Here is a 14,009-nt window from a genome sequence, read left to right as displayed (position 1 = left end):
GTATAGGCTTTAGCATGGCTATCAGTGTTTTTGATCTTTTCAAAGTCGGCATCGGTCCGTCCAGTTCTCACACCGTCGGCCCGATGCGCGCCGCCGCGACCTTCGCCCAGGCACTGATTGACCAGCACTTGCTCGACGCCGTCCGCCGGGTAGAAATCCGCCTGTACGGCTCCCTTTCCGCCACCGGCGTCGGCCACGCTACGGACCGCGCCTGTGTCATGGGCCTGATGGGCGAATGGCCGGACAGCATCGATCCGACCAGCATCGACAGCCGCATCAATACGTTGCTCAAGACCGGCGAACTGACGCTGGCCGGCAAAACCACCATCGCCTTCGACTGGCAACGCGATCTCCTGCTGCTTGATGAGAGCCTGCCCTACCACCCCAACGCCATGTCGCTGACCGCCTTCGGCGAAACCGGCGAATTGTCAGAGCAAACGTATTACTCGATCGGCGGCGGTTTCATCATCGAAGCGGCCGAAGCCGAGTCCGGCATTGCACCGACCAGCGACGTGGTGCTGCCGTACGATTTTTCCAGCGCCGCCGAATTGCTCAAGCTCTGCAACCAGCATGGGCTGCGGGTTTCCGAGTTGATGATGGCCAATGAACGGGCCTGGCGCAGCGAAGCCGAGATCCGTCAGGGCTTGCTGCACATCTGGTCGGTGATGCGCGAGTGCGTCGAGCAGGGGTTGCGTCACGAAGGCATCCTGCCTGGCGGTCTGAATGTTCCGCGCCGTGCAGCGAAATTGCACCGCAGTCTGTTGGAAATCGGCAAACCGAATGTCATCACTTCGACGCTGTCGGCGATGGAATGGGTGAACCTGTTTGCCCTCGCCGTGAACGAAGAAAACGCCGCCGGCGGACGGATGGTCACCGCGCCTACCAACGGCGCGGCCGGGATCATTCCCGCTGTTCTGCACTACTACATGAAATTCAACCCGGACGCGTCGGACGATGACGTCGTGGCGTTCTTTTTGGGCGCGGCGGCTGTAGGCATTCTCTGCAAGAAAAACGCCTCGATCTCCGGGGCCGAAGTCGGCTGTCAGGGCGAGGTCGGTTCGGCGTGCGCCATGGCCGCCGCCGGTCTGGCCGACGTGCTTGGGGCCACGCCCGAGCAACTGGAAAACGCCGCCGAAATCGGCCTGGAACACAACCTCGGCCTGACCTGCGACCCGGTCGGCGGCCTGGTGCAAGTGCCGTGCATCGAGCGCAACGCCATCGCGGCCGTGAAGGCGATCAACGCCACGCAAATGGCCCTGCGCGGCGACGGCAAACACTTCATTTCCCTGGACCGGGTGATCCGCACCATGCGCGATACCGGCGCCGACATGCATGACAAATACAAAGAGACTTCACGGGGCGGCCTGGCTGTCAGCTGGGTGGAGTGCTGAGGAGCATTCCCGACCGCCCGCAACACGTGAGCCCGAGCAAGAATAATAACGAGGCCAATAACGATGACCGATGTACGTACACCCGCTGCCGATAATCCTGCTGTAGACCTGACACGCAATACAGAAACAACCCACAAGGGCTGGAGCAAACACGACACCACCTGGATGCTTGGCCTCTACGGCACGGCGATTGGCGCCGGTACACTGTTCCTGCCGATCAACGCCGGTGTGGGTGGCTTCTGGCCGCTGCTGATCCTGGCGGTGCTGGCGTTCCCGATGACCTTCTTCGCCCACCGCGGCCTGACCCGCTTCGTGCTGTCCGGACGTTCCGGGGACATCACCGAAGTGGTGGAAGAACACTTCGGCATCGGTGCCGGCAAGCTGATCACGCTGCTGTATTTTTTCGCCATCTTCCCGATTCTACTGGTGTACAGCGTGGCGCTGACCAACACCCTCAGCAGTTTCATGGAGCACCAGTTGCACATCGCCCCGCCACCGCGGGCGGTGCTGTCGCTGGGACTGATCCTTGGGCTGATGGCGATTGTCCGCTGCGGTCAGGGCGTCATCGTCAAATGCATGAGCGTGCTGGTTTACCCGTTCGTCGCGGCGTTGCTGCTGCTCGGTGTCAGTCTGATCCCGAACTGGAACGGCGCGTTCTTCGCCACTGCCAGCGAAGGCATGCCGATGCCGCTGTTCTTCAAAACGCTGTGGCTGGCGATCCCGGTGATGGTGTTCTCGTTCAACCATTCGCCGATCATCTCCGCCTTCGCTGTCGATCAGAAGCAGCGTTACGGCGAGCAGGCCGAGCGCAAGAGCAGCGGCATCCTCGCCATCGCCCACGCGATGATGGTGGTGACGGTGATGTTTTTCTGTTTCAGCTGCGTGCTGGCGCTGTCCCCGGCTGATCTGGCGGCGGCGAAGGCACAGAACATCTCGATCCTGTCGTACCTGGCCAACCACTTCCAGACCCCGGTCATTGCCTACGCCGCGCCGCTGATTGCGCTGGTAGCGATCACCAAATCCTTCCTCGGTCATTACATCGGGGCCAGCGAAGGCTTTCAGGGCCTGATCGTGAAAAGTCTGCGCGGCCGTGGCCGGGTGATGTCGTCGAGCTGGCTGAACCGCATCACTGCGCTGTTCATGATCCTCAGCTGCTGGGCCGTGGCGACCTTCAACCCGAGCATCCTGGGCATGATCGAAACCCTTGGCGGGCCGATCATCGCATGCCTGTTGTTCCTGATGCCGATGTACGCCATCCGCCGCGTACCGGCCTTGCGCCAGTATTCGGGCCAGGTGTCGAACGTGTTTGTGGTGTTGATCGGTCTGATTGCACTGTCAGCGATCATCTACTCATTCATGCCCTGAAACGGGCAGGCAAAAAGAAGGCGGGCCAGGGTGTCCGCCTTCTTTTTGCCGCGTCTATTGTCCAACAATTTTTCCGGCATGCCCCTTGCTACACCCCCTGACGAGGCAAAAAGGATGTTTGAAAACCTCAGCGAGCAACATGCCGATGGTCCGGTGTTGCGAACCAACCCGATCATGGCCGGTCAACAACTGCACGTTCAATCAGGCGGTGACGCATCATGGACAACCCCTTTCAGCTCATTACCGATGCCTTTGCACCGGATTACCAGATCAACCTGAGCATTCAGGGGCTGGACGGCAGCATCATGCTGACCCTCTCCAACAATGGCCGTGTCGTGGCCAAGCGAATGATCAGCGCCGAACAACGCAATGACACCAAGCGCCTAAAACGCCTGGTGCAAAGTATTCAATTCGGCATTGCCATCGAACAAGGTCACAGCGCGATGACCATCCTCGAAGCCATGACCGACGGCGACAATCGCACTCCGCCGCCGCCCTCGGCCAAAGGCCACCCGCGCCCCGCCATGCGGCTTTAAATCTCGCCTTTCTCCACTTCGGGATGTTCACCGGAACCCGCACCGACTTTGCGTTGCGGGTGTTCGATCTTCACCGAAGGGAATTGCGACGAGGCGTATCGCACCACCAGAATCGCAAACGCCAGCAGCAAAATCCCGCCGCACAGGTAAATGATGCCCAGGTCCGGCGGATTGTGGTGCGAGACGTTGGAGATCAGCAGCCGCGTCAGCGCGGTGATCGCCACGTAGATCAGGAAACGCACCGGCATGTGATTGGTCTTGAAGTAAATCCCGACCATCGCGCCCAGTTCGAGGTAGATGAACAGCAGCAAGATGTCATCGATCTTGATGTGCCCCTCTTCGATCATCCCCAGAAACTCCATCACCGCCGCCCAGGCGGTCACCGCACCGATGGCGAACAACGCCAGGTAGTGGAAGGTCTCGACGAACAGGTTGCCCAGGGACTCAGCCAGCTCATGCACGTTCTGCCGCAGCTTCTCGGCCCAGTTGATTTTCACGATGATTCTTCCTTAGCTCGGTTCGAGCGGATGATGCGGGTTGGACGTGACGGTTGTTCTGCATGCAGAAAAAAGGCCAGTAACGCCTGCAATATGATGGCGAGGTGCTCTAAACCGCGCTCTGTGGCGTTTGGTCGCACCCGTGGGAGCGAGCCTGCTCGTGATGGGCGCGTCACGGTTCAAATGACAAACCCTCATTTCGGTCTACATTAAAAAGCCACTACCCAAAGCGCAGGGATTCGCTTATCCTTTTCGCTGTATATAAATACAGTGGTCGAAACAGACAACTATCGTGAAGGCATGTGAGGTGGTGAATGGCCGTCGAAGTGGTATACCGCAGCAGCCGAGATCTGGAGCGCTTGTTCATGGATAAAGCCGAAGCTGACCGTCATGACAAAATGCTCGAACTGGCCGAATTGCTGGCTGAAGTGCTGCAAAAAGCTGTTCCGTCCCTGACCGAGCAGCAAGTGGAAGAAGCCGGGATCTACATGGCGAAGAATCGCGATGTGTTCGCCAAGGCGTTCAAGAGTCAGCCGGACGCGTTGTCCGAGCTGCTGAGCGCGCCTGCTGAAGTCGTTGAGCAGGTTGAGCAGGTTGAAGTGGCTGAAACAGCTGAGCCGACCAAGCCAGCCAAAGCGGCTAAAACGCCGAAGTAAGCAACACCCGAATTGAATAGGCCCTGAGTCGAATGGCTCAGGGCCTTTTTCATGCCTGTCATTAAGGTGTGGTTCAGCGGTACAACACCTTCTCCGCCAATTCGTCCGCGACTCTGGCGGGCGAACGTTTCTCCGCCTGAGCGTGGGCGAACACTTCGGTCAGGCGTGAGCTGATTTTCGACAGGTGTGCGGTGATGGTCGTCAGCTCTTCGCCACGGTGTTTGAGCGACACGTAGATCAGCCCGCCGGAATTGATCACGTAATCCGGCGCATACAAAATCCCGCGCCGCTCCAGTTGATCGGCAACATCCAGATGGGTCAGCTGATTGTTCGCGGAACCGGCCACCGCCGAGCAGCGCAGTTGCGTCACGCTGTGACTGTTGAGCACCCCGCCGAGCCCGCACGGCGCAAGAATGTCACACGGCGTGCTGAGCAGCGCATCGTTGGCGATCGGGTGAGCGCCCAGTTGCTCCATCGCCAGTTGCACCTTGCCGTGATCGATGTCGCTGACCAGCAATTCTGCACCGGCGGCGTGCAGTTGTTCAGCGAGGGCAAAACCGACATTGCCCAGGCCTTGAATAGCCACGCGCAGGCCTTCGAGGTTGTCACTGCCCAGACGGGCCATGGCGGTGGCACGAATGCCGGTGAACACGCCCATCGCCGCGTGAGGCGCCGGGTCGCCCGCCGAGGTGGTGCTGGTGACGTGTTGGGTCTGTTGGGCAATGCAATCCATGTCCGCCACCGAAGTACCGCTGTCGATGGCCGTGATGTAGCGCCCGTCGAGCTGATCGATGCAGCGCCCGAACGCTTCGAACAGCGCGGCGCGGTTTTCGACATGGACCGGTCGAACAATCACCGCCACGCCGCCACCTTGAGCCAGGCCGGCCAGCGCCGCCTTGTAACTCATGCCTTGAGCCAGACGAATGGCATCCTCGACCGCCGACTCGTCGCTTGGGTAGGCAAGGTAACGACACCCCCCCAGGGCAGGCCCCAGACGGCTGTTATGAATGGCAATGACCGCCTTCAACCCGGTGACCGGGTCGACACTCAGATGCAGCGATTCAAGGCGAGTGCTTTGCATGAGAGCGAACATCGTAGGGGCTCCCGAATCACTTCTTGTAGTCGCCAGTATAGGCTTGCGCGCAAAATTTGCAGAAGCGCACCGGAATAAGCGACGCCGCCATGCAGGCTTTCTGACATAACCCGCATTGCACTGGACGAATGCCGCAGGGGAGGCTAAAACGAGGCATGTCCCGGAGATTTTGATGACGCCCCGCCAACGCTTCTTCGACTGCCTGCAACGATCGCCGCCCGCGCTGTTCGAAGCGGCGCTGTGGATTGCCGTCGAGCACGATAAAGAGGTGGACCCGCAGGCGGTACTGGCGAATTTCAAGGACCTGCAACAGCGCGTCAGTTATGGCTTGCCGATGTTGCCGGTCAGCGAGCTGGCCCAACCGCTGTTGCGACGCCTGAATGATCTGGGATACGCCCAGGACGATTTCACCCCTTTGCGTCCGCAAGCGGCCTTGCTCGACAAGGTGCTGGAACGCCGGCGTGGTCAGCCATTGGCGCTGGGGCTGATCGCGCTGGAACTGGCCAGATGCCTGGAAATCCCCTTGGTCGGGGTCAACTTCCCGGGGCATTTTCTGCTGCGGGTTCCCGGGGCCGATCACCTGCTGGACCCTTGCGGCGGTCGTCGTTTGTACCCCAACGATTGCCGGGAACTGCTGCAACGCCAGTACGGGCCGAACATGAAAATCAGCGCCGAACATTTGCTGACGGCCGAGCCGGTGCAGATGCTCCAGCGCTTGTCCCGTAACCTGCGCCAGTTACACCTTTCCCACGATGACTATATCGGCGCGCTGATCGACGCCGAGCGCGTGCTGGAACTGGGCAACGCCAGCGCCTCCGATTACCTGGCCCGGGCCAGCCTTTACCAGCGGCTGGACTGCCCGAACGCCGAGCGTTTCGATCTGGAGCATGCGCTGCTGCTCAGCGACGACCCGATCCAGCGGATTCGGTTGACTGAACGATTAGGGCACCTCCCCCCCAATTCAATCGTCCATTAAACGCAAATCCGGTGGGAGCGGGCTTGCCCGCGATGAGGGAGCACCAGCCGACATTCATTTAACGGACACACCGCCATCGCGGGCAAGCCCGCTCCCACTGGGATATGCGTGAGGCCTCAAGGAGTGTCAGGCTGGTTCGCCGGATGCGCTTTGATGAAGGCAGGATGCGCGGCTGCCAGCGCCGCCACCCGCCGAATACGTGGATAGGCTTCCAGCGAAATATTAAATCGCTCAGCGGCATACAACTGCGGAATCAGGTACACATCAGCCAGCCCCGGTTCATCGCCGAAGCAATAACCTTGATCACCCATCAACTGCTCCACCGTCGCCAGCCCTTGGCTGATCCAGTGCCCGATCCACTCGACCACCTGCGGTTCATCGTGGCCCAACTGCCGCAGTTTGTTGAGCACGCTGACGTTGTGCAGCGGATGCACGTCGCAACCGATCACCGCCGCCACACTGCGTTCATGCGCACGAGCCACGAGGTCTTTGGACAGCAGCGGCACCTGTGGATAACGTTCCTCCAGGTACTCGATGATCGCCGGTGACTGAATCAGCAACTCGCCTTCATCGGTGCGCAAGGCCGGCACCCGGCCTTGCGGGTTGATGCCCAGATACGCTGGCTGGCGATGTTCGCCACCCGGCGGTGCGATCAAGTTGACCGGCAGTGCCTGGTAATCCAGGCCCTTCAACGCCAACGCGATGCGCACCCGGTAAGACGAGGTCGAGCGGTAGTAGGTATAGAGTTCCATGACCAGATCCTCTTAACGCGCCGGCAGCACTTTGCCTCGACACTCGCCGAAACCGATCGAGGCAAAACCGTCGCGGCTGCAACGGGCACGCAAAATGATTTCGTCGCCGTCCTCGAGGAATTTACGCACTTCGCCGGAGGCCAGTTCGATCGGCTTTTTACCGCCCTCGGTGATTTCCAGCAGGCTGCCGAACTGACCGATTTCCGGCCCCGACAACGTACCCGAACCGAACAGGTCACCGGCCTGCAACTGGCAACCGTTGACGCTGTGGTGCGCGACCAGTTGCGCCACGGTCCAGTACATGTGTTGCGTGTTGCTCAGGGTCAGGCGATGGGCCGGCAGGTTCTGCTCGCGCATGCCTTCGGTGAGCAGCAGGACTTCCAGCTCGATGTCGAAGGCGCCCGCGGCCTGATCGCGTTTGTCGAACAGGTAGGGCAGCGGCTGCGGATCGCCTTCCGGACGCGCTGGTTGCGCACGGCGGAACGGCTCCAGCGCTTCGGCTGTCACCACCCATGGCGAGATGCTGGTAATGAAACTCTTCGACAGGAACGGCCCCAGTGGCTGGTATTCCCACGCCTGGATATCCCGCGCCGACCAGTCGTTGAGCAGGCAGAAACCGGCGATGTGATCGGCGGCGTCACCGATGGCAATCGGGTCGCCCATCTCGTTGCCCTGGCCGATCCAGATACCCAGTTCCAGCTCGTAATCCAGACGTGCGCAGGGGCCGAAGGTCGGCTCGGTCTGACCGGCCGGCAAGGTCTGGCCTTTCGGCCGGCGAACGTCGGTGCCGGACGGGCGAATGGTCGATGCGCGACCGTGGTAACCGATCGGCACGTACTTGTAGTTCGGCAGCAGCGGGTTGTCGGGACGGAACAGTTTGCCGACATTTTGCGCGTGCTCGATGCCGACGTAGAAGTCGGTGTAATCGTTGATTTTCGCCGGCAGGTGCATTTCGCAGTTTGCCGCCAGCGGCAGTAGTTTTGCGCTTTGGGCTTCGATCTTGCCGTGCAGGGTGCTGCCTTCCTGGAACAGTTCGATCAAGCGCTCACGCAGGGCAACGCGAGCCTCGCGGCCGAGTTCGAAAAACCCATTGAGCTGACCGCCACGGGTGGCTTCGACCGCCGTTTTTGCGACACCGTCGAACAGGCCGGCGTCGAGCGCCGCTTCCAGATCAAAGATGTGGTCACCGATGGCCACGCCGCTGCGTGGCGCAGAACCCTTCACGCTGAACACACCCAACGGCAGGTTTTGCAGGGGAAAATCGGCATGGCCGTTGGCGGAGGCAACCCAGCTACGAGTAATGGAAGTCTGAGTCATGGGTTATCTCCGGGTCGGGTCGAAAGTGGCGGGCAGCGTGGCCCAGCAGGCGTCGTAGTTGGTTTGCAGTTGCGGACAATCGAGGGCGAATCGGCTTGGGCGCAGCACCTGGCTGGTCTCGAACATGAAGGCCATGGTGTTGTCGATTTTCGCCGGGGCGAGGTCGGCGTTGACCGCTTTGGTGCAGGTTTCGCCGTCCGGGCCGTGGGCGCTCATGCAGCTGTGCAGCGACGCGCCACCGGGCACGAAGCCTTCGGCCTTGGCGTCGTATTCGCCCTTGATCAGGCCCATGAACTCGTTCATCAGATTGCGGTGGAACCACGGTGGCCGGAAGGTTTTCTCGGCCACCATCCAGCGTGGCGGGAAGATCACGAAGTCCAGATTGGCCAGACCGTGAACACTGGTCGGCGAGGTCAGGACGGTGAAAATCGACGGATCCGGGTGGTCGAAACTGACCGTGCCGATGGTGTTGAAACGGCGCAGGTCATATTTGTACGGCACGTTGTTGCCGTGCCAGGCGACCACGTTGAGCGGCGAGTGATCGAGCTCGCAGCCCCACAACTGGCCGAGGAATTTTTGCACCAGAGTGGTCGGCTGCTTGAGGTTTTCGTAATGGGCGACCGGGGTCAGGAAGTCTCGCGGATTGGCCAGGCCGTTGCTGCCGATGGGCCCCAGGTCCGGCAGGCGCAATGGCGCGCCGTGGTTTTCCGCAATGTAGCCGCGCGCCTGCGGGTCGAGCAGTTCGACGCGGAATTTCAGACCGCGCGGCAGCACGGCGATTTCCAGCGGCTCAAGTTCCAGCACGCCCAGTTCGGTGGCAATGCGCAGGCGCCCCTGTTCCGGCACCAGTAGCAGTTCGCCATCGGCGTTGAAGAACACCCGCTCCATGGAGCGGTTGGCGCGGTAGCTGTAGATGCTGATTCCGGCCGGTTTTTCCGCCGCCGAATTGGCCGCCATGCTCACCAGCCCGTCGATGAAATCGGTCGGTTCAGTCGGAATGTCCAACGGGTTCCAGCGCAGGCGATTGGGGGTGACTTCACCCAATGGTCCACCGGCCAGTTGCCGATCCAGTTTGACGAACGCCGGGTGATTGGCCGACGGCTGAATGCGGTACATCCAGGTCCGCCGCGCTTCGGCGCGAACCATGGTGAAGGCGGTGCCGGAGAACAGTTCGGTGTAGAGGCCGTACGGGGCTTTTTGCGGGGAGTTCTGGCCGACGGGCAGTGCGCCGGGCAACGCTTCACTGCTGAATTCATTGCCAAAGCCGGACTGATAAGCCAGCGCGGGCGCCGTTGAATCGAGGTTCATGGAGCCTCCTGAACAGGGAGTAGGCAATGGCCTGTCGCTCTGTTGCAGAGGTCTCGGCACGCCAGGGTTATTTTTATCGTAATTCAATTACGCATAACGTAATTTGATTGGTATTGACCGTCAAGCTATAAAGACGCCCATTCGTCCCGGGATCAGACCGCCTCCATGGAAACGCCGCGCAACAACGACAAACAGAAAGTCCGCTCGGCCGAGGTCGGCACCGACATCCTCAAGGCGTTGGCCGAGTTGTCGCCATCGACTTCACTGTCGCGTCTGGCCGAGCATGTGCAGATGCCGGCGAGCAAGGTTCATCGCTATCTGCAGGCATTGATCGCCAGTGGTTTTGCCGAACAAAACACCGCCACCAACCACTACGGACTGGGCCGCGAAGCGCTGCGTGTGGGGCTGGCCGCACTCAACAGTATGGACGTGCTGAAAGTCGGCGCCCTGCCCTTGGCCGAACTGCGCGATGAGTTGAATGAAACGTGCTTTCTGGCGGTGTGGGGCAATCAGGGCGCAACCGTGGTGCATATCGAACCGGCGGTGCGCGCGGTGACTGTGGTCACGCAATTGGGTTCGGTATTGCCGTTGCTCAGTTCATCCACGGGATTAGTGTTTGGCGCTTTTCTGCCCAAGCGTGAAACGGTGGATTTGCGCGTACAGGAACTGCTGGCAAGCAGTTCCCATGTGCTGGCGGACGATCAGGCCTATGTGACCTTGTGTGAACAAATCCGCGAGCGCGGTCTGCACCATGTGCATGGCTTGTTGATGCCCGGCGTCGATGCGTTGTCGGCCCCGGTGTTCAACGCGGTCGGGAATGTGGTGGCCGTCATGACCATCGTTGGCCCGGCGTCATTGTTTCACGCCGACGAAAACGGCCCGGCGGCGCAGCGATTGCTGGCGGCGACCCGGGCCGTGAGTTGGCGAATGGGCTTCGCCGGTTAACCTTGACTGGCCGTTTGAGGCGAGTGCTTAGTTGTTGCTGAAGGACTGGACTACAAACCGGCCATTAACATTAAGTTGTTCTATATCAACTTCCGGGTCGCGATAAGCCTTATCAAACGTCCATTGTTTGAAAAAAATACCTGCGGACGTGTCATTGAACCGTGGCAGCTCGTTAGCTTGCACTTTTTCCATGATTGCCCAGCTCAGGCTCTGAGAGTAATCAACCACTTGCTCACCCTGGTCATTAATCACGACCGACGTGAGATAGGTTTCATCAACATTGATCGAAAAACCCGTTTCCTTGAAAACCTCTCCGAGTCTAGCGCTAACTTCTTTCAGCAAAATGTTACTCATGAATAGCATCCTTTCTAATAATGGGAGTCGGCCAAAACACATTCAAAAAAATAAAGATTGATTGACGGGCCGACGCCCACTTTATAAACAGCAAAACCAACTTAGTACACCCGTAACTTGTATGCATTCGTAAAGACGCCGCGCGCACTTCAAACAACAATCCCCATCACTTTAGCTTTGGCGACAGCCTGAGTTCTTCGCTCCACACCCAACTTCCCATTGATCCGCCGCGCGTGAGTTTTTACGGTATGTAACGATATGAACAACTGATCGGCTATTTGTTGATTGGAGTTACCCAGAGCAACTAACTCAAGCACTTCTATTTCACGCTGACTCAAGCGGTTCTGGACCGAGGCCAGCGGTTCAGGAGGGTTAACCGCCTCGGTAGTCCCAATCGCCTCCAGCAGGCGCGGCTGGCGCAATTGCAGATCGCGCAGAGCCTGTTGAAGGGTGCAACGCTCGACCATTGCCAAACCTTCCTGCAGCGACTGACGAGCAGCAGGCGTGTCGCCCGTCAGCCAGGCCACTTCTGCCAGCGCCAGCTGCAATTGCGCTTGCAGCCCCGCCATTCCCCGTTGTTGCGCCCAGTGCAACTGGGCCTCGAGCTGCACCAGCGGGGTTTGCGCCTGCCCCCGATACACTTCGGTCAGCACCAACAGGTATTCAAGGCCGGGGATCAGCTCCAGCGTCGCCGGCGGCGCCTGCCGCGCATGAACACCGTGATAGTGGCGCAGCACCCGGGTCAGGGCTTCATGGGCTAATTCCGGACGGCCCTGCTGTAGCCAGAAATGGCAGCTGAATTGCAGCAGAACACTGCGGTAAACCGTGTCTGGAATCCGCCGCTGTTGCATCAACCGTTCGGCGTCACGCAGCAGGACAAAGGCCTGGGCATAGTCCTGGCGATTGGCGGCCAATTGCGCGAGGCCGAGGAAACCATACAGCACGCGTTTGTCCTGGCTGCGCAGGCAAATGTGCAGTCCGCTCTCGAAATACGCGGCCGCCTGCGTTTCTCGCCCCTGACACAGGCTCAAACGTCCGCGACGCAAGGCAATCCGCCCCAGCAGCGGTTGTGCCAGCGGTTGCTGCCGGACGAGCAACCCATGCATGTTGGCCAACAGGCTTTCGGCCCGGCCGGATGCACCACGCTGCTCGAGCAATTGCGCATGATCGAGTTCCAGCAACCCCTCGAACACCAGCGAACCTTGCGCTCGCGCCAGGCACAACGCCTCACGGTTGAGGGCCTGCGCCACGTCGAGTTCGCCCCGGAGCAGGGCTTGCTGGGTCAGACCTGACAGGCACATCAGCCGCGCGGTCCAGAGCGTGGGGTCGAGTCCGTCGAGCGCCTCCAGCAAATGCGCGCGCGAAGGGTTCATACGCCCCTGCAAATGCAGGAGCCAACCCTGCATCGCCTGCCAACGCGCAATCAATTGCCGTTGACTCACCGCCGACGGTTGAGGTGCGAAGCGTGACAAATGCTCAATGCATTCGCCCGCCTGCTCGAACCGCCCGGCGAACAACAACGCGGCGGTGATCAGACCCACCAGTTGCGGCGAGCCGAGCATCAGCTCGTCGCCTTTGTGTTCATGCAAACGCAGCAACAGCACCACGGTCTGCTCCTCGAACAGGTGCTCGAAACTGAAATGCTGCAACAGACTGACCGCGACCTCGAACTCCTCGGCCAGCAAGGCTTGTTCAAACGCGGCTTTCCAATCCAGTTCGGCGGCGAACCACTGACAGGCGCGACGATGCCATGAACGTCCCGCCGGCCACTGTTCTTCGCGCATCAGTTGCGTGAGGGGGGTAAAAATCTGCAGCCAGTCTGTCGAGTCCTGCCAGGGCTCGATGAAGCAGCCCAACGCCTGCAACGTGCTCAGGTATTGGGCGCCCTCGCCGGCACCGAACAGGTGGTCGCATAACCGGGCATTGAATCGCTGCAAGTGAGCCAGCACCCGCCAGGCTTCCGCCAGCTCCGGGGTCAGCATGCCGAACAGCTCGTGTTCAAGGTAATCGTGAAGGGTGTCCGGCCGCCCGTGCAGCGGTTCGTTGCGCGACCAGTCGCATTTTTGCAGCAGCGCTATCCGCACGCCTGCGCACCAGCCACCGCTGAGTTCGATGATCCGGCAGGCACGTTTCGCCGCCTGCTCCGGCTCGAGGTGATGCAGCAGTCGGGCAACTTCTGTTTGAGTAAAGGCCAGCGTGGCGCGCTCGCAGTCGTACAGCTCATCCGCAAGCAACAAGCGTGGCCAATTGCATTGCGGGCGGCGACGACCGCTTAGCCACCAGGTGATCATCGGGCTGCTGATGGCCAGCAACCGGTCGAGCAACAGGTCCAGCTCCGGGTTGGGCGTGCGGCAATAGTCATCGAGACACAGCCAGGTCGGCGTCTGCCATTGAGCCAGCGATGACAGCATTGCGGTTTCGTCCGCCGAGGCCAATCCCAACTCGCGTGCCAGCCGCTGCCGAAAATCGACCGCCTTCATCGGCTCCCCCGCCAACGGCAACCAGCAGACCCGACACTGCTCGGGTGCCTGCAACAGGCACTCGATAAGCAACGCACTCTTGCCACTGCCGGCCGGGGCACAGAGCAATTTCACGCGCGCGGGCGACGCCAGTAACGGCTCGATCAGCCGCTCGCGAGTCTGGTGATGGGAAGACAAGCGGGGCAGGAGTCCAGGACGGTCCAGACACGGGGTCATGGCGGTCATAGTGGTGCGCCTTTTTATAATTGTGGCGCCACCCTAGCCTTCTCCACACAGCTTGTTGAAGAAGTATTCAACACACTGATCGACACCTATAAAAAAGGTGACCGCAAAGTCACC

12 protein-coding genes and 1 pseudogene are annotated in these 14,009 nt (G+C 60.3%); 6 read left to right on the top strand and 7 right to left on the bottom strand.

What is annotated here, in order from left to right:
* The first annotated feature begins 14 nt into the window (after positions 1-14).
* The 3 genes from F8N43_RS23170 (at position 15) to F8N43_RS23160 (ending at position 3,292) form a co-directional block, all read left to right on the top strand.
* Positions 15-1,391: an L-serine ammonia-lyase gene (locus F8N43_RS23170; protein ID WP_150631873.1), complete on the top strand. Its 1,377-nt coding sequence runs from the start codon at positions 15-17 to the stop codon at positions 1,389-1,391.
* Between the two features lie 63 nt (positions 1,392-1,454).
* Positions 1,455-2,756: an HAAAP family serine/threonine permease gene (locus tag F8N43_RS23165; RefSeq protein ID WP_150631872.1), complete on the top strand. Its 1,302-nt coding sequence runs from the start codon at positions 1,455-1,457 to the stop codon at positions 2,754-2,756.
* Positions 2,757-2,974: 218 nt separating this feature from the next.
* Entirely contained in the window at positions 2,975-3,292 is a 318-nt protein-coding gene (locus tag F8N43_RS23160; RefSeq protein WP_150631871.1) for a DUF3509 domain-containing protein, read from the top strand.
* Here F8N43_RS23160 and F8N43_RS23155 read toward each other — a convergent pair.
* Complete coding sequence (locus F8N43_RS23155; RefSeq protein WP_150631870.1) at positions 3,289-3,789, bottom strand: phosphate-starvation-inducible protein PsiE; 501 nt, start codon at positions 3,787-3,789, stop codon at positions 3,289-3,291. The genes F8N43_RS23160 and F8N43_RS23155 overlap by 4 nt on opposite strands.
* 314 nt (positions 3,790-4,103) lie before the next feature.
* Between F8N43_RS23155 and F8N43_RS23150 the strand changes: the two are divergent.
* A pseudogene (locus F8N43_RS23150) lies at positions 4,104-4,358 on the top strand (YebG family protein); the annotation flags it as partial.
* Positions 4,359-4,518: 160 nt separating this feature from the next.
* Here F8N43_RS23150 and F8N43_RS23145 read toward each other — a convergent pair.
* Positions 4,519-5,538, bottom strand: a complete 1,020-nt coding sequence (locus F8N43_RS23145; RefSeq protein ID WP_150631868.1) for a Glu/Leu/Phe/Val dehydrogenase family protein — start codon at positions 5,536-5,538, stop codon at positions 4,519-4,521.
* A 172-nt stretch (positions 5,539-5,710) separates the two neighbouring features.
* On the opposite strand from F8N43_RS23145, the gene F8N43_RS23140 reads away from it, so the two are divergent.
* Positions 5,711-6,514 carry a SirB1 family protein gene (locus F8N43_RS23140; protein WP_150631867.1) on the top strand — a complete coding sequence of 268 codons (804 nt, stop codon included), beginning with the start codon at positions 5,711-5,713 and terminating at the stop codon, positions 6,512-6,514.
* Between the two features lie 116 nt (positions 6,515-6,630).
* On the opposite strand, the gene maiA is transcribed toward F8N43_RS23140, so the two are convergent.
* From maiA to hmgA, 3 genes are read right to left on the bottom strand one after another with little or no spacing between them, the layout of a single operon-like run.
* Positions 6,631-7,266 carry a maleylacetoacetate isomerase gene (maiA, locus tag F8N43_RS23135; protein ID WP_150654425.1) on the bottom strand — a complete coding sequence of 212 codons (636 nt, stop codon included), beginning with the start codon at positions 7,264-7,266 and terminating at the stop codon, positions 6,631-6,633.
* 12 nt (positions 7,267-7,278) lie between these two features.
* On the bottom strand, positions 7,279-8,583 hold the full coding sequence (fahA, locus tag F8N43_RS23130) for a fumarylacetoacetase (RefSeq protein ID WP_150654424.1): 1,305 nt from the start codon (positions 8,581-8,583) through the stop codon (positions 7,279-7,281).
* A gap of 3 nt (positions 8,584-8,586) precedes the next feature.
* On the bottom strand, positions 8,587-9,891 hold the full coding sequence (gene hmgA, locus F8N43_RS23125) for a homogentisate 1,2-dioxygenase (RefSeq protein WP_150654423.1): 1,305 nt from the start codon (positions 9,889-9,891) through the stop codon (positions 8,587-8,589).
* A 165-nt stretch (positions 9,892-10,056) separates the two neighbouring features.
* On the opposite strand from hmgA, the gene F8N43_RS23120 reads away from it, so the two are divergent.
* Positions 10,057-10,836: an IclR family transcriptional regulator gene (locus F8N43_RS23120; protein WP_150633299.1), complete on the top strand. Its 780-nt coding sequence runs from the start codon at positions 10,057-10,059 to the stop codon at positions 10,834-10,836.
* 27 nt (positions 10,837-10,863) lie between these two features.
* On the opposite strand, the gene F8N43_RS23115 is transcribed toward F8N43_RS23120, so the two are convergent.
* Positions 10,864-11,190, bottom strand: a complete 327-nt coding sequence (locus F8N43_RS23115) for a hypothetical protein (RefSeq protein ID WP_150633298.1) — start codon at positions 11,188-11,190, stop codon at positions 10,864-10,866.
* 149 nt (positions 11,191-11,339) lie between these two features.
* Complete coding sequence (locus F8N43_RS23110; RefSeq protein ID WP_150654422.1) at positions 11,340-13,895, bottom strand: LuxR C-terminal-related transcriptional regulator; 2,556 nt, start codon at positions 13,893-13,895, stop codon at positions 11,340-11,342.
* Positions 13,896-14,009: the final 114 nt, after the last annotated feature.

The organism is Pseudomonas fluorescens (assembly GCF_902498065.1).
Taxonomy (GTDB): Bacteria; Pseudomonadota; Gammaproteobacteria; order Pseudomonadales; family Pseudomonadaceae; genus Aquipseudomonas; species Aquipseudomonas fluorescens_BJ.
The sequence above is the reverse complement of the archived record's forward strand: the minus strand, read 5'-3'. Positions and strand labels throughout refer to the sequence as shown.